Origin of the sequence: Pseudoalteromonas sp. NSLLW218 (genome assembly GCF_015864775.1) — a bacterium.
Classification (GTDB): domain Bacteria; phylum Pseudomonadota; class Gammaproteobacteria; order Enterobacterales; family Alteromonadaceae; genus Pseudoalteromonas.
In genome coordinates this window covers 114,488-130,671 of sequence record NZ_JADYWO010000008.1, presented here as the reverse complement: position 1 = coordinate 130,671, position 16,184 = coordinate 114,488, and the positions used below count along the sequence as shown (strand labels likewise).

At 37.8% G+C, this 16,184-nt stretch carries 17 protein-coding genes and 2 tRNA genes; 12 read left to right on the top strand and 7 right to left on the bottom strand.

Going from position 1 to position 16,184, the window contains the following annotated elements:
• The first annotated feature begins 205 nt into the window (after window positions 1-205).
• Window positions 206-1,477, top strand: coding sequence for a sensor domain-containing diguanylate cyclase (locus tag I6E80_RS13735; protein ID WP_197185764.1), 1,272 nt, complete (start codon window positions 206-208; stop codon window positions 1,475-1,477).
• Window positions 1,478-1,522: 45 nt separating this feature from the next.
• Here the strand turns inward: I6E80_RS13735 and I6E80_RS13730 are convergent, their stop codons facing one another.
• From I6E80_RS13730 to I6E80_RS13700, 7 genes are read right to left on the bottom strand one after another with little or no spacing between them, the layout of a single operon-like run.
• Entirely contained in the window at window positions 1,523-1,960 is a 438-nt protein-coding gene (locus I6E80_RS13730; RefSeq protein ID WP_197185763.1) for an NUDIX hydrolase, read from the bottom strand.
• Entirely contained in the window at window positions 1,953-2,639 is a 687-nt protein-coding gene (locus I6E80_RS13725) for a pseudouridine synthase (RefSeq protein ID WP_197185762.1), read from the bottom strand. Before I6E80_RS13725 ends, I6E80_RS13730 begins: the two co-directional genes overlap by 8 nt.
• On the bottom strand, window positions 2,639-2,968 hold the full coding sequence (locus I6E80_RS13720; protein ID WP_007580207.1) for a TusE/DsrC/DsvC family sulfur relay protein: 330 nt from the start codon (window positions 2,966-2,968) through the stop codon (window positions 2,639-2,641). The genes I6E80_RS13725 and I6E80_RS13720 overlap by 1 nt, the downstream gene beginning before the upstream one ends.
• A gap of 3 nt (window positions 2,969-2,971) precedes the next feature.
• Complete coding sequence (locus I6E80_RS13715) at window positions 2,972-3,238, bottom strand: DsrH/TusB family sulfur metabolism protein (RefSeq protein ID WP_007580209.1); 267 nt, start codon at window positions 3,236-3,238, stop codon at window positions 2,972-2,974.
• Window positions 3,235-3,591 carry a sulfurtransferase complex subunit TusC gene (tusC, locus tag I6E80_RS13710; RefSeq protein ID WP_024600506.1) on the bottom strand — a complete coding sequence of 119 codons (357 nt, stop codon included), beginning with the start codon at window positions 3,589-3,591 and terminating at the stop codon, window positions 3,235-3,237. Before tusC ends, I6E80_RS13715 begins: the two co-directional genes overlap by 4 nt.
• A complete protein-coding gene (tusD, locus tag I6E80_RS13705) occupies window positions 3,588-3,941 on the bottom strand; it encodes a sulfurtransferase complex subunit TusD (protein ID WP_197185761.1) in 354 nt (117 codons plus the stop codon). Before tusD ends, tusC begins: the two co-directional genes overlap by 4 nt.
• A gap of 55 nt (window positions 3,942-3,996) precedes the next feature.
• Entirely contained in the window at window positions 3,997-4,662 is a 666-nt protein-coding gene (locus I6E80_RS13700; protein ID WP_007580214.1) for a Bax inhibitor-1/YccA family protein, read from the bottom strand.
• 251 nt (window positions 4,663-4,913) lie between these two features.
• Between I6E80_RS13700 and I6E80_RS13695 the strand changes: the two genes are divergently transcribed.
• The 11 genes from I6E80_RS13695 to I6E80_RS13645 all read left to right on the top strand — a co-directional run bounded on the left by I6E80_RS13695 (window position 4,914) and on the right by I6E80_RS13645 (window position 16,180).
• A tRNA-Ser gene (locus I6E80_RS13695) sits at window positions 4,914-5,004 on the top strand.
• Window positions 5,005-5,087: 83 nt separating this feature from the next.
• Window positions 5,088-5,178: transfer RNA gene (locus I6E80_RS13690), tRNA-Ser, on the top strand.
• A 178-nt stretch (window positions 5,179-5,356) separates the two neighbouring features.
• On the top strand, window positions 5,357-5,737 hold the full coding sequence (locus I6E80_RS13685; RefSeq protein WP_007586920.1) for a hypothetical protein: 381 nt from the start codon (window positions 5,357-5,359) through the stop codon (window positions 5,735-5,737).
• 128 nt (window positions 5,738-5,865) lie between these two features.
• Window positions 5,866-6,324: a GAF domain-containing protein gene (locus I6E80_RS13680; protein ID WP_076924573.1), complete on the top strand. Its 459-nt coding sequence runs from the start codon at window positions 5,866-5,868 to the stop codon at window positions 6,322-6,324.
• Window positions 6,324-6,602 carry a hypothetical protein gene (locus I6E80_RS13675; RefSeq protein ID WP_002961910.1) on the top strand — a complete coding sequence of 93 codons (279 nt, stop codon included), beginning with the start codon at window positions 6,324-6,326 and terminating at the stop codon, window positions 6,600-6,602. Before I6E80_RS13680 ends, I6E80_RS13675 begins: the two co-directional genes overlap by 1 nt.
• A 15-nt stretch (window positions 6,603-6,617) precedes the next feature.
• A complete protein-coding gene (gene proQ, locus I6E80_RS13670) occupies window positions 6,618-7,268 on the top strand; it encodes an RNA chaperone ProQ (protein ID WP_024600504.1) in 651 nt (216 codons plus the stop codon).
• Between the two features lie 26 nt (window positions 7,269-7,294).
• Window positions 7,295-9,319 (top strand): carboxy terminal-processing peptidase, encoded by a 2,025-nt coding sequence (gene prc, locus I6E80_RS13665; RefSeq protein WP_076924574.1) that lies wholly within the window; start codon window positions 7,295-7,297, stop codon window positions 9,317-9,319.
• A gap of 181 nt (window positions 9,320-9,500) precedes the next feature.
• Window positions 9,501-10,964 (top strand): Na+/H+ antiporter NhaC, encoded by a 1,464-nt coding sequence (nhaC, locus tag I6E80_RS13660; protein ID WP_007586912.1) that lies wholly within the window; start codon window positions 9,501-9,503, stop codon window positions 10,962-10,964.
• Between the two features lie 47 nt (window positions 10,965-11,011).
• Window positions 11,012-13,606 (top strand): aminopeptidase N, encoded by a 2,595-nt coding sequence (pepN, locus tag I6E80_RS13655; protein ID WP_197185760.1) that lies wholly within the window; start codon window positions 11,012-11,014, stop codon window positions 13,604-13,606.
• Window positions 13,607-13,828: a DUF2835 domain-containing protein gene (locus I6E80_RS13650; RefSeq protein ID WP_033036512.1), complete on the top strand. Its 222-nt coding sequence runs from the start codon at window positions 13,607-13,609 to the stop codon at window positions 13,826-13,828.
• Window positions 13,829-14,080: 252 nt separating this feature from the next.
• Window positions 14,081-16,180: a DUF1302 domain-containing protein gene (locus I6E80_RS13645; RefSeq protein WP_076924576.1), complete on the top strand. Its 2,100-nt coding sequence runs from the start codon at window positions 14,081-14,083 to the stop codon at window positions 16,178-16,180.
• Window positions 16,181-16,184 lie beyond the last annotated feature (4 nt).

The window sequence follows — 16,184 nt, the reverse complement described above, 5'->3', positions numbered from 1 at the left end:
TAGGCTGTAACTTTAGTAATATTAAAGTGATCTTTACTAATAAATTAAGACTATAGAATAATTCATGTAGTTATTAAGTTTTATTAATAGTATTTTCTTTTAAAACTACTAGAGTAAATATACACTTAACAAAATAAAAATAGTGGTGAGTATATGAATGTAAACCACTTAAAATCGCTTAATATATAGTCAATGGAATGAATATATGAATTACGCCTATCAAATTAACAAGATAAACTCTTTAGTTGAACACTATACAAACGAATCTGATTTTGTGGATAGTGAATTACTCTCCAGTAAAACGACAGAGTTTAAAAAGTCAGCCTATCACCTTTTTTATGAGTTAATAAAACTCAAAAACCCTCACATTTTCCAAGAACCAAACCATGTACATGAGTTATTTAGTTTAATTAAGGGCTCAACCGCTAAAAATAACATTGAGCTAAAGGTGCTTGAGCATGTAGAGCACTGGTGGCTTGAATGGTATTTTGCTTTAGAAATGGACGTAAAGCTTAGTATAGAAAAAAGTGATATGCCAATGAGTTACTTACCTCAAAGTACGCTCAACCCTATGCGCAAACATGAGATAAGTCACTACGCTAGGTTATTTACCGTTTTGCCAATGCCGGTATGTAATGTGTGTACCAAAACGGGTGATATTTTGAAAGTTAATCAACGCTTTGTAGATGTTTTTGGTTATACGGTAGAGGATGTACCTAATCTTAAATCGTGGTGGGAGAAAGCGTATCCAGATCCACAATACAGAGCACTTGCAAAAGAGCTGTGGCAAGACTCACTTGAAAAGGCACTAAATAATAATAACGATATACCCGCAAATAATTATCGAGTGTCTTGTCGTGATGGAACACAAGTGATGATGGAGATATCAGGGATTGATATAGGTGAAGAGTTTTTGGCTGTTTTTAATGATGCAACAGAACGTTTAGAAGCGGAGGATATACTTAGAGATATGGCCTTTTTGGATGCATTAACCAAAATTGCAAATAGGCGCCGGTTTGATGAAAAACTAACGCATGAGTATGAACGAGCAAAAGAATGCGAAGGCATGCTGTCGATGATTATCATCGATATTGATCATTTTAAACAATTTAATGACCGGTATGGGCATGTGGCTGGCGATACGTGTTTATATGATGTTGCTCAAACAATTGCTTCAACGGTTAGTCGCCCAGAAGATTTTGTGGCTCGCTATGGGGGGGAGGAATTTGTTGTTTTATTACCTCAAACCGATAGGCAAGGGGCGTTGTTTATAGCTGAGCAAATACAAAAAGCTGTAGAAAACTTAGCTATTGCGCACCAGGATAGCTTTACCGGATTTTTATCTATAAGTATGGGTATTAATACCATTAGTGACTATACAAATAGTGACGAGATTAGCTTTGTTAAAGCCGCTGATAACGCCCTATACTATGCTAAAAAACAAGGGCGTAATTGTATAGCGCTAAGCTCAGAGTAAATAAAATAGAGTTAATTATCTTATTTACTCTACTCCCCAATATAGCTAATTGTAAATAGTTTCTAGGCTCAATACTGGTCGATTCAGGCTGTCGTTAATACACTTCAATACTAAAGGGCTTCTAAGGGAGAGTGATTTTATTTGCTCTAATGTGTACCAGTTAGCGCTGATAATGTCGGTATCTATTGGCGTTGGCGCGTTTATATTATCAGGCGCTTCAAATAAGAAGCAGAATCGCAAATAGTGCACTCCATTTTCGGCATGCAAATTATACACACCTAAAAAGCCGACTGGCTCAAGCGCTAAGCCTGTTTCTTCAAGTAGCTCTCTGCTTGCGGCTTGTGCAAGAGTTTCGTTTTGTTCTAAATGACCAGCAGGTTGATTGTAACAAACCTGCTGTGTAAATTTATCGCGCTCTTTGACAAGTAAAAACTCATTTTGCTTTTTTACTATTGCCGCAACGGTTACATGCGGTTTATGCATCAAATGCACCTTTAATTACTTTGTATTCACCACAATTAATATCATCCAACGTATAGTTTCCGATACTGTAGCGAATAAGACGAAGTGTAGGGTGGCCAATATGCGCGGTCATGCGACGGACTTGTCTGTTTTTACCTTCATTAATTGTAATACTTAGCCAAGTGGTAGGGATTGCTTTTCGCTCGCGTACAGGGGGATTACGAGTCCAAATTGTAGGTTCATCAATTATTTTAACGTTAGCGGGGAGTGTAAGTCCGTCTTTAAGTTCTACGCCATTACATAAATCATTAATTGATTCACTCGTTGGTTCACCTTCAACTTGTGCCCAGTATGTTTTATTCGTTTTTTTATCAGGTGCAGTTAATGTGTTTTGCAATTTTCCACAGTTTGTTAAAAGCAATAAACCTTCACTGTCTCTATCTAATCTACCCGCTGCGTAAACTTCTTTAATAGGGATAAACTCAGCAAGCGTTTTTCTGTCTGCGTCATCTGTAAATTGGCATAGCACATCAAATGGTTTATTGAATAACACAATTTTTCTGTCTTTAGACGCTATTTGTGGCTTTATCTCTCTTTTACCTGAAGGCGTTTTGTTAAGTGCACTGCGTGAATAAGTACGCCCTGTACTTCTTTTTGGCTTGGATTCAGTTACTTGATTATTGCCTGGTTTAGATCTCATTATATGCACCTAGCTGGTTTTGGTAATCCGGCAATTTTTGTTGCTTGCTTGGCTGGGCCTTTAGGAAATAATTTATATAAATAAAGGCTATTACCTTTGTCTTCACCGAGCGCTTTAGCCATTGCTTTTACAAGCATCCGAATTGCTGGACTGGTGTTATATTCAATATAAAAATCACGAACAAAGTTAATGACTTCCCAGTGTTGAACACTAAGGGTAATGTTTTCTTGGATAGCAATTACAGGTGCAAGCTCCTTTGACCACAAAGTATGGTCAAGCAAGTAACCTTGTTTGTCGGTTTCAATCTGTTGGTTGTTAAATTCAAGCATGAGTTACCACGTAATTGATTGATTAGTTGATAAAGTGAGTGCTACAAAGTCTTCATAGCTAATGGCTTTATCGTTATCTGTTAATTTTATTGCACGTACTTGCGCGTCTTGTTCAAGTATTAATAGTGTATCTGCAAATTGCCTAAATTGTTTTTTTGCAAAGCAGGCATCACCAACAAGTAGCACGTTATCGTCTGATAAAATTAAGTTTTCTAGCTGATTTGCCGAATAATAGTTAAGCGGCTTAGAAAAAATATGTAATGTACTCATAAATTCACCACATGTTGCTGCGCTTTAATTAATGTTTGTTGTTGGCTAAAGTTGAGTGCTTTTGCCTCTATGAGTAAATCATGTTTATTTAAACCATAATCAAGCAATGACTTTTCACACACGTAGATGTTTTCAACATCATAGATTTCGAGTGTTTTAATGTTTTTAAAAAAATCTTTTAAGCCAATATCGTTTGGTTGTTGATGCTTTTTTAAAGCCAAAACGGCGGGGCCGCTAAACAACCAACTCACATTTTGGTCAACGGCCGCAAATATCAATGTCATATCAAGTGCATCACGAATATTTAAATCGTCAAATGGGCTGCACTGACTCATTACTAATACGTTGATCATTTAAATTGCACCCATTTATCAGCGTCGCTTGCAAGCATTGCAAATTCAGCTAACCCTGCGACTGCAAATACACCTGTGTTTTTAATATCTAACCCGCGTTTTTCAGCGGCGGTAACACACAGCATTAAATTTAGTTTTTGATCGGCGAGTTGCTGCCAAAGTGCTGGTATTTGAAGTTCGTCTGAGGATAAATCAAAGTGGGTAGATGCATGATAAATACCTTGCTGGTATAAAAAAATAGCATCAATGGTGTGCCCTTGAGCTAAACATGCATTCGCAAACTTAACAATGCGTTGCGTTGTATCGTGATCGGATGGTGGTGTATGTAATGAAAGAACAAAACGTGACAAAACAATTCCAATAAAAAAGCCCCAATTAAGGGGCTATTTTAACAGAACTATTTAATTAGTCATCACTTGCGCCAAGTAGAGCAAGTAAAGACGTAAATAAGTTATATACGCTTAGGTATAAAGATACTGTTGCGCGAATGTAGTTAGTTTCGCCGCCGTTAATGATTCGACTAGTATCAAATAAAATTAAACCAGACATGATCAATACAACTGCAGCATTAAGCACCATAAACATAAGTGAACTGCCAACAAAAATATTAACAATGCTAGCTACAATCACAACGATTAAGCCAACCGTTAAAAAGCCACCCATGAATGAGAAGTCTTTTTTAGTGTTTAGTGCATAAGCAGATAAACCAAAAAAGATAAGCGCCGTAGAACCCAACGCCTGCATAATAAGCATTGGACCATTAGGCATTGCAGCATAATGGTTGAGCAATGGACCTAAGCCTGCCCCCATTAAGCCTGTGAAAGCAAACACCCAAAATACACCAGATGCTGTATCTGCTTTTTTATTTACAACAAATAATAAACCGAACGAAACAAGTGTAAACACAATTCCCATAAAGTAAGGTAATTGTAGTGCCATTGAAATACCGGCTGTAACTGCACTAAATGCAAGTGTCATAGCTAGTAAAAAGTAGGTGTTTTTAAGTACCTTGTTTGTTTCAATGGTAGACATTACCGGTTTCGCGGTATTGTACGATTGATTAAACGCCATTGTAGAGCTCCTTTAAGTGAAACGTGTGTGTTTCGATAATTTAACTAAAATTAGATTACCAACTCTTATATGTTTGGGCAAACCTTTGTAGATCAATAGAGTTAAATATTTAAATAAAAGAGTATTGACGGCTAAATTAAAAACACTTTGTTCTAACTTTAAACAAATTAATTGTTTTTTAAGCACTTAAACAATTAATTTAAAAAAAAGCTTCACAAAAGGGATGGGTTTCCCTATTATGCAGGCCGTGCGGAGAGATGGCAGAGTGGTCGAATGCACCGGTCTTGAAAACCGGCATGGGTTTATAGCCCATCTAGGGTTCAAATCCCTATCTCTCCACCACTTATTTAATAAGTGTGTGGTAATTAAATTATCATTCATTTAAATAGTTATTAGTACACTCTTACTTTTAACTTAGCAGTATCGGAGAGATGGCAGAGTGGTCGAATGCACCGGTCTTGAAAACCGGCATGGGTTTATAGCCCATCTAGGGTTCAAATCCCTATCTCTCCACCATATAACAAAATAGCCCGCTAATTTAGTGGGCTTTTTTGTGCCTGTAAAATAAATAACTACGGGTAGAAATAGCGCGATTTATCATCATAAATTACGACCATAGTCTCTATTTCTAAGCTTTAGATCTTGGTGCATGCTTAATACATTAAAATTTATACTCTGTATTAAGGATTATTAGATGAAACATCAACTCGCAAAAAGCGTCGCGCTTTCATTATTGTCCCCGGTAATTATTGGCAGCTTGTTAGGATTGTATTACGCACTAACGCTACAGGGTGATTTCCTATCCGTATTTTTTCAACTTTTGATGACTGCTATCTCAAATGCGCATATTGTAGGTTTAACAATGGCGGCTTTTGTCGTGCCAGGATATTTACTTATGTTTAAGTATTCTAAAGTTAATTATTCAGGTGTATTAACCCTTGGTTTGTTAGGTGGCGCTATATTCAGTTACTTATTAAGTGCATCAACTGGTGAGATATTTTTGATTAATAGTGTTATGTCAGCATTTGCAGCTGGACTGTTTTTATTTGGTCTTCGTAAATCGGTAAAAAAATAATCGCAGCATTATTAACCAAGCACGCTGATAAACGGTGCAATTTCCTTTTTTTTACCTCCAAAAGGTTCCAATTTTTCACGACAAAGAGTACCTTTAGCTACTGTATGTTTAATAAGAAGTAGTTTGGTATGCAAAAGCACGATTTTTACCAGTCATTAGTTAAGCAAACTGAATCGCTGATAGCTGGTGAATCTAATGTAATTGCCAATTTGGCAAACATAAGCGCGCTGTTATTTACCTCTTTAGAAGATGTAAATTGGGCGGGCTTTTACTTTATGGATTCTCCTACTGAATTAGTACTTGGCCCGTTTCAAGGTAACCCCGCATGCATCCGTATTCCCGTTGGGAAAGGGGTATGTGGAACAGCTGCGGCAACCGCAGAAACACAATTAATTGAAGATGTTCACGCTTTTGACGGGCATATAGCCTGCGATGCAGCGTCTAATTCTGAAGTAGTTGTACCTATCATGAAACATGGTAAAGTATTCGCAGTACTAGACATTGATAGTCCAAGTATTGGCCGATTTGATGCTGATGATAAAGTTGGCCTTGAAGCATTAGTGAAATGCTTAGAGGCGAGCCTGTAATGAAAGATTTGCTAAATGTTCAAGACTACCTATTTGCTGTGCAAGATGTTGGCGATTGGGAAGGCGAAGAAGAGCATGTAGCGGAAACGCTCAATGATTTAATTCATATTGCATGGGATCGTCTTCCAGATGATTCAGAATGTGAATTTATTGATGAAACAATTAATGGTATTTGGGAACACCTTCGGGGTGATATGGCTGTAATAGAAGCCGATTTCGAAGAGTTGGTCGACTGGGTAACACACTACGTCGATTCGTCCCTTGATGAAAAGATGTGAAAAATAGGTTCTAAAATGGAAACCACAAACAAGCTAAAAGATATTAATGAAGTGTTGGAATTTTTATATCAAGAATTCCCACAATGTTTTAAACAAAAAGATGGCATCAAGCCGCTTAAAGTAGGTATTTTTAAAGATATTGCTGAGCGTATTGAAGGGTCTGAAAAAGTAAGTAAGACTCAAGTTCGTCAAGCGCTTAGAAAATACACGTCTAATTGGCGTTATTTAGAAGCTGTGACTAAGTCAGAGTTTCGTATTGACCTTGATGGTAATCAAGGTGAAAAAGTTGAGCAAGAGCATATCGACCATGCACAAAAAGCATTGGAAGAAAGCCGTGCTAAAATGGCAAAACGCAAAAAACAACAGCGTCCACGCCAAGATTCTGATTCTAAATCTTTCAAGAAAAAACCAGCTCATGCTAGTAAAGCAGGCGATAAAAACGCACCTGCAGCTAACAAACCTGCTAAAGCAGCGCCGGCTAAACGTTCAGGAAAAATTGAACCTTTACCAGCAACTGAGGTCAAGGTTAATAATAAGGTTAAGGTTAAACTTGGCCAAGCACTTGTAAACGCAGTAATCACTGAAGTGAACAAAGATGATGTTCATGTTGAATTAGTTACAGGCATGCAAGTTAAAACCAAAGCTGACAGCTTATATATTGTTTAAGTTGTAAATAAATTAAGGAGTTGTGTATGAGTAAAAAGTTTACGCTCATTCCGTTAGTTGCTGCCCTGTTTTCAGGTTCATTATTTGCTGCTGTTGAAGCCGTTACAATTGACGATTTACCCCAGCTTAAGCAAGAGAGTCAACATGGTACTGCTAGCAAGCGAGTGGCTAGCTTATTTGCTCGTTCACACTATACACCGGTTCGATTTAACGATGAGCTTTCTAGTAAAGTGTACGATCGTTATATCGAATCCCTTGATTTTAATAAAAGCGTTTTCTTAGCCAGCGATATTGCCTCTTTTGAGCAATATCGTGATGACTTTGACAACGCGATTACTACCGGTAAATTAGAATTTACGTTTGATATTTTTAACTTAAGTCTTAAACGCCGTTTTGAACGTTACGAGTATTCACTTACTTTACTTGAAAAAGAAATGACGTTTGATAAAGAAGATGAATACTTTTATGACCGTGAAGATTCAGCATGGCCTGTGTCACAAGCTGAGCTTGATGAAATTTGGCGTGAGCGTGTAAAGTACGATGCACTGCGTTTAAAAATGACGGGTAAAGATTGGGAAGGCATTAAAGAAGTTCTGACCAAACGTTATAAAAATGCAGAAAAACGTTTAGTACAATCTAATTCAGAAGATGCTTTTCAAATTGTTATGAATTCGCTAGCACGCAGTATTGAGGCGCATACGTCTTACTTATCGCCACGTCGTGCAGAGCAATTCAAAATGGATATGGACTTAGAGCTTGAAGGCATTGGTGCCGTGCTAAGCCCTGATGAAGACTACACTGTTATTCGCAGCTTAGTGCCAGGAGGCCCTGCAGATAAAACAGATCAAATTAAAGCTGATGATCGCATTATCGGCGTTGCCCAAGATGGCGAAGAATTTGTAGATGTAATTGGCTGGCGTTTAGATGACGTAGTTGATTTAATTAAAGGCCCTAAAGGGACTAAAGTACGTCTACAGTACTTAAAAGGTGTTGACGCTCACGGTGCACCTAAAGTTGTTGAAATCACTCGTGATAAAATTCGACTTGAAGATAGAGCGGCTAAATCAGAAGTATTTGAAGCCAAATACTCTGACTTAACAAGTAAAGTTGGAGTGATTGAAATTCCTGGCTTTTACAATAATCTTTCTAAAGATGTAAAAGTTGAACTGGCTAAGCTTAAAGAAGAAAAAGTTGATGGCATTATTATCGACCTACGCCAAAATGGTGGTGGTTCTTTATATGAAGCGACTCAATTGTCAGGTTTGTTTTTTGACCAAGGTCCAGTTGTTCAAATTCATACCTTAAATAACCGTATAGAAGAGCAAAAAGATCGCGATGGTATAACTTATTACGATGGCCCTTTAACTGTTTTAGTTGACCGCTACAGTGCCTCTGCTTCTGAAATATTTGCAGCAGCAATGCAAGATTACGGTCGTGCGGTTATTATTGGCGAGCAAACATTTGGTAAAGGTACTGTACAGCAGCACAAAGGCTTAGGCCGCGCTTATGACCTATACGATAATGCGCTAGGTAGTGTACAGTATACTATTGCTAAGTTTTATCGCATTAACGGGGGGAGTACACAGCATAAAGGTGTGATCCCTGATATTTCGTTTCCATCAGCAATCGATCCTGCAGAGTGGGGCGAAAGTAAGCAAGATAATGCACTTCCTTGGGATAGCATTGTTAAAGCGAAATACAAAAAGTTAGGTAATTTAACACCTATTATTACCTACCTTGAGAAGCAACACGAAGTACGAATTAAATCAGAACCAGAATTTGGTTATGTATTTAATGACATTACCTTATACAACGAAGAGAAAGACCGTAAAACTATCTCTTTAGTTGAAGCTACGCGTATTAAAGAAAAAGATGAAGGTGAAGCACGTGCACTTGTACGTACTAACGAACGTCTTAAGCGTTTAGGTAAAGACCCGGTAGAAAACTTAGACGATTTACCAGAAGTAATTGAAGAGCTTGACCCATTTTTAGAAGAAGCTGCATTAATTACTCAAGACTATATTAATTATGGTCGTATAGCTAAGAAGTAACAACTGGTTTTACCTCTATAAAAAAGGCGCTTTAGCGCCTTTTTTACTACCTAAAATTTACTAAATTGTTATAATCTTTGATTACATAAATTTGAGCTAGATTAATGACGCTCAGTTAATGCGCTTAACGTGCTAAAAATAATAATTAAACACACAGTAAGTGTGTCTAGGAGTCTCTACTTTGAAGCTATTGGATGACAAACCAATCAAGCCCGCCTCGTTTTTTGATGCGTTAATTCCTATCTCTGTATTAATTTGTTTACTAGGTGCTGCAGTTTACTTATTTGGTGATAACTCTTCATCAGGGCCCAACCAAATTGCGCTTTTATTTGCTACTTTTGCAGCGGCTTTAATTGGGCTTAAAAACGGTTATACATGGAAAAAGTTAGAACAAGCCATGATTGAAGGTATAACGCTTTCGCTTGGAGCTATCCTAATTTTACTTATGGTAGGTGCGTTAATTGGCACTTGGCTACTTTCTGGAACGGTACCAACTTTAATTTATTATGGCTTGCAAGTTATAAACCCAAGTTGGTTTTACGCAGCGAGTTGTTTAATTTGTGGCATTGTAGCTATGAGCATTGGTAGCTCTTGGACTACTGCCGCTACAATAGGTGTTGCTTTATTAGGTGTTGCAACGGGTCTTGGACTTGAGCAAACAGTAACAGCAGGCGCTGTTATATCTGGCGCGTACTTTGGTGATAAGCTAAGTCCGCTGTCTGAAACAACAAATTTAGCGCCAGCAGTTGTAGGCGCAGATTTGTTTGAGCATATTCAACATATGCTGTGGACGACAGTACCTAGTTTTGTAATTGCACTGATTATATTTATATTCATGGGCTTTAACGCAACTGCTTCAAGCGAAGCGGGGCGTATTGATGAAATAACGGCTATTTTACAGCAAAACTTTAATATTGGTTTTGAAATGCTAATCCCGCTAATTGTACTTTTAGTTTTAGCGATTAAAAAAATGCCGGCCTTTCCTGCTATCTCTATCGGTGCTGTTGTAGGCGCTGTTTGGGCGATGTTGTTTCAATCTGATTTAATTGCTAGCCAAATTGATGTTTCTCAAGGACAGCTAGTTGGCTACTTTAAGCTTGTTTGGACGACGTTTTTTGATGGTTTTAGCATAAGTACAGGCGATGATAAAATGGACTCTCTACTTAGTGGTGGCGGTATGTCCGGAATGCTTACAACCACATGGCTTATTATGACTGCACTGATGTTTGGTGCAATTATGGAAAAAACAGGCCTTTTGGATATTTTTGTTAAAAGCATACTTAAAATAGCTAAAAGTACGGGATCGTTAATTGCGGCAACTATAGCAACGTGTATTGGTACTAACGTGATAGCGGCCGATCAATATATTGCAATTGTAGTACCTGGTCGTATGTTTAAAGATGAATATGAAAAACGTGGTTTGAAGCCTGTTAACTTATCTCGTACATTGGAAGATGGCGGTACAATTACCAGCCCACTAATTCCATGGAACACGTGTGGCGCATATATGCAAAGCGTTTTACTAATAAACCCTTTTGATTATGCACTTTACGCTTTCTTTAACTTAATTAACCCTGTTTTAGCGGTTGTTTATGCCTACTTAGGCATTAAAATTTTACGTATTAAGCCAAAACAATCCGCCTAATTTTAAACAGCTCCTTTTAACTTAAAAGGAGCTGTTTTGGAGTATCTATGACTGAATCAAGTAAACCTCAAGCACAATATCTTAAAGACTATAAAGCTCCTGATTTTTTAATTGACCACACAGAGCTAACCTTTGACTTACAGCCATTATCAACCAAAGTAAGCTCTTTGCTAACACTAACGCGGGTTGGTGATAGAAAAGCACCTTTAGTACTTGATGGTATTGATTTACGCTTACTGTCTTTATCCATTGATACGGTCGATATAACTGATTATGAAATTATTGGTGAGCAGCTAATAATTAATAATTTACCGGATAGTTGCCAATTAAGTATTGTGACCGAGATATCACCTGAGACAAATACTTCTCTAGAGGGTTTGTATTTATCTGGCGGTGCGTATTGTACACAGTGTGAAGCGCAGGGTTTTAGAAAAATCACCTATTACATGGATCGCCCTGATGTACTTGCCACGTTTGATGTAACTATCATTGCCGATAAAAGATATCTGCAACTTCTTTCTAATGGTAATCAAGTAGACAGTGGTGAAACACAAGATGGTCGTCATTTTGTGAAATGGCAAGACCCATTTAAAAAGCCGAGCTATTTATTTGCACTTGTAGCGGGCGATTTTGATGTTTTAAAAGACACGTACACAACTAAAAGCGGCAGAGATGTAGAGTTAGCATTGTTTGTTGATAAAGGTAATTTATCTAAAACACCCCATGCTATTGCTTCACTTAAAAAAGCAATGCAGTGGGATGAAGAGCGCTTTAATTTAGAGTATGACCTTGATATTTATATGATTGTAGCCGTCGATTTTTTCAACATGGGCGCGATGGAAAATAAAGGGCTGAACGTTTTCAATAGTAAATGCGTATTAGCTAATCAAGAAACAGCCACAGATAAAGACTACCATACGATTGAATCTATTGTAGGGCATGAGTATTTTCATAACTGGACTGGTAACCGAGTTACTTGTAGAGATTGGTTTCAGTTATCGTTAAAAGAAGGTTTAACGGTTTTTAGGGATCAAGAATTTAGCAGTGATTTAGGTTCTCGTGCACTTAACCGAATTGATGCGGTTAAAGTAATGCGTACGCATCAGTTTAGTGAAGATGCAGGCCCTATGGCTCATCCAATTCGCCCAGAGAAAGTTATTGAAATGAATAACTTTTATACAGTTACTGTATACGATAAAGGTGCTGAAGTTATCCGTATGATGCACACATTGCTAGGTGAAACGAACTTCCAAAAAGGTATGACACTTTACTTTGAGCGCCACGATGGGCAAGCAGTTACATGTGATGACTTTGTTAGTGCGATGAGCGATGCATCAGGCGTTAATTTAGAGCAATTTAAACAATGGTACAGCCAATCAGGTACACCGCGTTTAAATGCAATTCAAAAATTTGATAGCAGCTCAAATACATACACTTTGACAATCGAGCAAACAGCGCCGGCTAATCAGCCAGAGAATAAACCGCTTCATATACCTTTTGCTATTGAACTACTTGATGCCAATGGGCAGAGTATTGCTCTGCAATATAAAGGTAAAAAGCTAGATCATGTACTTGATGTAACAAATACGACCCAAACATTTAGCTTTGACAATATTTTAGAAAAGCCTGTTGCGGTTTTACTCGAAGACTTTTCTGCTCCTTGTATTTTAAATCAGCAAACAACAGAGCCAGAACTATTGCATATTATGCGTTTTGCGCGCAGTGATTTTTCACGTTGGGATGCACAACAGCAGCTATTCATTAAGGCGATTAAATCTCAAATCACCGATGCAACGAATCGCGTATTAAGTAGCGAAATTATAAATGCGCTACGTGTGCTTATAAACACCAAAGAGGGCGATTTAGCTTTAATTGCAGAGCTGTTTAAATTGCCAAGTTTTGACACGTTAGCTGCTGAATTTGATGTAATACCTGTTGATGAGATTATCGAAATAACAGAAAAGTTTGAGCAACAAATTGCTGATGAACTTGCTGATGAATTACTTAGTTGTTACGAATCTCTTGAAGATGATGGCAGTGTAAGTGCAACCTCCGTTGCGAATCGTGCTTTAAAACAAATATGCTTGCACTACCTTGCTAGAACACAAAAACCTGAGGCTGTAACCTTTATTAAGGAGGCTGCAAGTTCGACTAATATGACTAATGTACTTGGCGCCCTAAGCGCAGTGGTAAAAGCTTCACACCCTGTTCGACAAGCGCTTTTGAGTCATTTTGATAGTCAGTGGCGTCATGATGTTTTAGTCATGGATAAGTGGTTTGCACTGCAAGCTATGCAATCAGGCAGTAATGCGATAGAAAATATTAAAGCACTTTATGAACACCCGTGTTTTGACTTTTCAAATCCTAACCGTGTACGTGCACTTGTAGGAAGTTTTAGCCACTTTAATACAGCGCAATTTCATCGATCAGATGCTCAAGGCTATGCGTTATTAGGTGATTTATTAATAAAACTTAATGCAATTAATCCACAAAATGCGTCTCGTATGCTTACACCATTTATGTCGTGGAAGCGTTACGATGATGTACGTTCACACGCAATGAAATTGCAATTACAGCGTTTAGCCAACCTCGATGGCCTAAGTGCTGACTTGTATGAAAAGGTTGAAAAAGCGCTCGCATAAATGATTGAGTATTATTTTAGCCTAAGATTGAGCTATAACGAGTGCATGGATTACTACCATGGCCGTTTTAGCTCATTACAAGTTGTAGAAGATGGCGGGAAAACAGTACGTTTTTCTGCTAATCATTTAAGACCTTTTATTACCAGCCTAGGTATAAGAGGGCGTTTTAGAATGTTATTAACCCCCGAAAATAAATTCATTCGTATTGAACAAGTGGCTTAGCTCCCTGTTTTTATGTTATAAAACCATAAAAATATTGTATTTTTGTTAATTTCAATTTGTCCTATTGTTAAATAACGTGTATAAATTATCTGGTACGACGTCTTACCAATACGTAAGCGTTAACCAGAATAAAAAGTATATGACTGATTTGAGCGAGTATTTGTAATTTCACTGATTCGCTTCTATCGTTATGATTACACTAAAAACAATAACTTGATCACACAAAATGACCCGCGACAGGGGGGAACCAAAATGATAAGAAGATCGCTTTTTGTTAAAAATAGAATCGCTATAGGTTTAGCAGCCGCTAGTTTAGGTTTATCTGCAGCAAGTACTCAAGCTGTAACATTTGAAGCTGGAGGTTTTGATATTACCTTCGATTCAACTTTTTCATATGGGCAAAGTGTTCGCGTAGAGGATAGAGACTTTAACCTAATTGGTAAAAGTAATAATCCAGCATTTGATTGGACAGGATACAATCCTGCGCTAAGTAACACTATCTATTCATCTCAAGATGTATGGGCTCAACCTGGGTCTTATTCAAATAACGGTGATGCTGGTAATTTAAATTTTGATAGTGGTGACTCATTCTCAAAACTATTGAAGGGAACACACGACCTTTCAATAAATAAAGATAACTACGGTTTGTTCACTCGCTTCATGTATTTTTACGACTTTGCTTTAATGGATGGCTACCACGCTTATTCAAATCCTACATCAGGGCAAGGTGTTGATCCATGTGATGATAAAGATACTAAAGCACAAAGCTGTGCCGACATACGTTTATTAGATGCGTTTGTATGGGCCGATTTTGATTTAAATGATGGTAATAACCCTTTGTCTGTCCGTTTAGGTCAGCAAGTAGTTAACTGGGGTGAAAGTACGCTTATATCTCATGGTATTAACGTAAACCCAGTTGATATAGATAGGTTAAAAGCTCCTGGCGCTGAATTAAAAGAAGCATTTATACCAATAGGTATGCTTTGGGCATCGCTTGGTATTACTGAGAACATTACGCTTGAAGGTTTCTACCAATACCAATGGCAGGAAACGCGTTTACCAGCAGCAGGTACATACTTTTCTACTAATGACTTTGCAGCAGAAAATGGTTATCAGCAGAATGTTCAATTAGGCTTTACGTCTAATCCTGATATTGATGTTGCTTTTTTAACTGATAGTTTGAATAACCTAACATCCGATTTTGCATTAGCAGCCGCTGCTCAAGGTATTGATCCTTCAAGTGCTGAAGGGAGTGCTTTATTAGCCCAGATGTATCTTGCTTATCCAACTAAGGTTGCGCTTAAAGGCAAAGGGGATAATGGTAAAAATGAGCCTGAAGATGGTGGCCAATACGGTTTACGTTTAGGTATATTTTTACCTGAGTTTAATGATACTGAGATTGCATTATACCATGTGAATTATCACAGTCGTCGTCCGCTTATATCTGGTCGTGTATCAAACTTTTCGCAGGCAGCAATTGCACAAGATTTAGCAATGATCATGACAACAGAAATCACGTCAGATAATGTTGCTGATTTAACCGCTTTTTCAAAAGCTGAAAATGACTACCCTGAAGATATTAAACTATATGGTTTAAGTTTTAACACGACTATCGGTGAAACAGCCTTTGCAGGTGAATTTGCCTTTCGTCAAGATGAGCCACTGCAAATTGATGACGTAGAGCTACTGTACACAGCTATGCCTGAGCAGTTAGCGCTTGCAGGTCTTCGTCCAGACTTTGCAGGTATTTCGCAAATGAGTTTTGGCGATGATATTAGTTCTGTTGCTGCGGGTGAAGTTGCTCAAGGCTATATTGAACGTGATACGTCACAAATTCAATTTACTGCTACTCACCTATTTGGTCCTTCTTTAGGTGCAGATAGTTGGGCTGTTGTTGGTGAAGTAGGTGCAGTAAAAATTCATAATATGCCAGAATACGATGAAATGCGTTTAAATGTTTCGGGTACTGGCCGCAGTGGAACAATTACAGGCCCTGGTACAACTGATTACTCAACATTGCAACTTGGTTTATCAAATGGTGCTGAAGAAAAATCATTTGCTACTGCGTCTTCTTGGGGGTATCGCTTAATTGCTAAAGGTGATTACTTTAACCTATATAACGGTATTAACTTCTCGCCACGTTTTGTATTTTCTCATGACGTAAATGGTAATACACCAGATCCTATGTTCTTATTTATCGAAGATCGTAAATCTTTAGGTGCAACTATGAACTTTAACTACCAAAATGCGTGGTCACTTGATGTGAGCTATAACTCGTTTTGGGGCGGCGGCGATATTAATACTTTCTCAGACCGCGATTACGTTTCTTTTAACTTAAAATATTCTATTTAGGGGT

Bases quoted from the DNA above. Each gene is read 5' to 3' on its own strand.
- I6E80_RS13735 (WP_197185764.1), top strand. From the start codon at position 206: ATGAATTACGCCTATCAAATTAACAAGATAAACTCTTTAGTTGAACAC.
- I6E80_RS13730 (WP_197185763.1), bottom strand. From the start codon at position 1,960: ATGCATAAACCGCATGTAACCGTTGCGGCAATAGTAAAAAAGCAAAAT.
- I6E80_RS13725 (WP_197185762.1), bottom strand. From the start codon at position 2,639: ATGAGATCTAAACCAGGCAATAATCAAGTAACTGAATCCAAGCCAAAA.
- I6E80_RS13720 (WP_007580207.1), bottom strand. From the start codon at position 2,968: ATGCTTGAATTTAACAACCAACAGATTGAAACCGACAAACAAGGTTAC.
- I6E80_RS13715 (WP_007580209.1), bottom strand. From the start codon at position 3,238: ATGAGTACATTACATATTTTTTCTAAGCCGCTTAACTATTATTCGGCA.
- tusC (WP_024600506.1), bottom strand. From the start codon at position 3,591: ATGATCAACGTATTAGTAATGAGTCAGTGCAGCCCATTTGACGATTTA.
- I6E80_RS13700 (WP_007580214.1), bottom strand. From the start codon at position 4,662: ATGGCGTTTAATCAATCGTACAATACCGCGAAACCGGTAATGTCTACC.
- I6E80_RS13685 (WP_007586920.1), top strand. From the start codon at position 5,357: ATGAAACATCAACTCGCAAAAAGCGTCGCGCTTTCATTATTGTCCCCG.
- I6E80_RS13680 (WP_076924573.1), top strand. From the start codon at position 5,866: ATGCAAAAGCACGATTTTTACCAGTCATTAGTTAAGCAAACTGAATCG.
- I6E80_RS13675 (WP_002961910.1), top strand. From the start codon at position 6,324: ATGAAAGATTTGCTAAATGTTCAAGACTACCTATTTGCTGTGCAAGAT.
- proQ (WP_024600504.1), top strand. From the start codon at position 6,618: ATGGAAACCACAAACAAGCTAAAAGATATTAATGAAGTGTTGGAATTT.
- prc (WP_076924574.1), top strand. From the start codon at position 7,295: ATGAGTAAAAAGTTTACGCTCATTCCGTTAGTTGCTGCCCTGTTTTCA.
- pepN (WP_197185760.1), top strand. From the start codon at position 11,012: ATGACTGAATCAAGTAAACCTCAAGCACAATATCTTAAAGACTATAAA.
- I6E80_RS13650 (WP_033036512.1), top strand. From the start codon at position 13,607: ATGATTGAGTATTATTTTAGCCTAAGATTGAGCTATAACGAGTGCATG.
- I6E80_RS13645 (WP_076924576.1), top strand. From the start codon at position 14,081: ATGATAAGAAGATCGCTTTTTGTTAAAAATAGAATCGCTATAGGTTTA.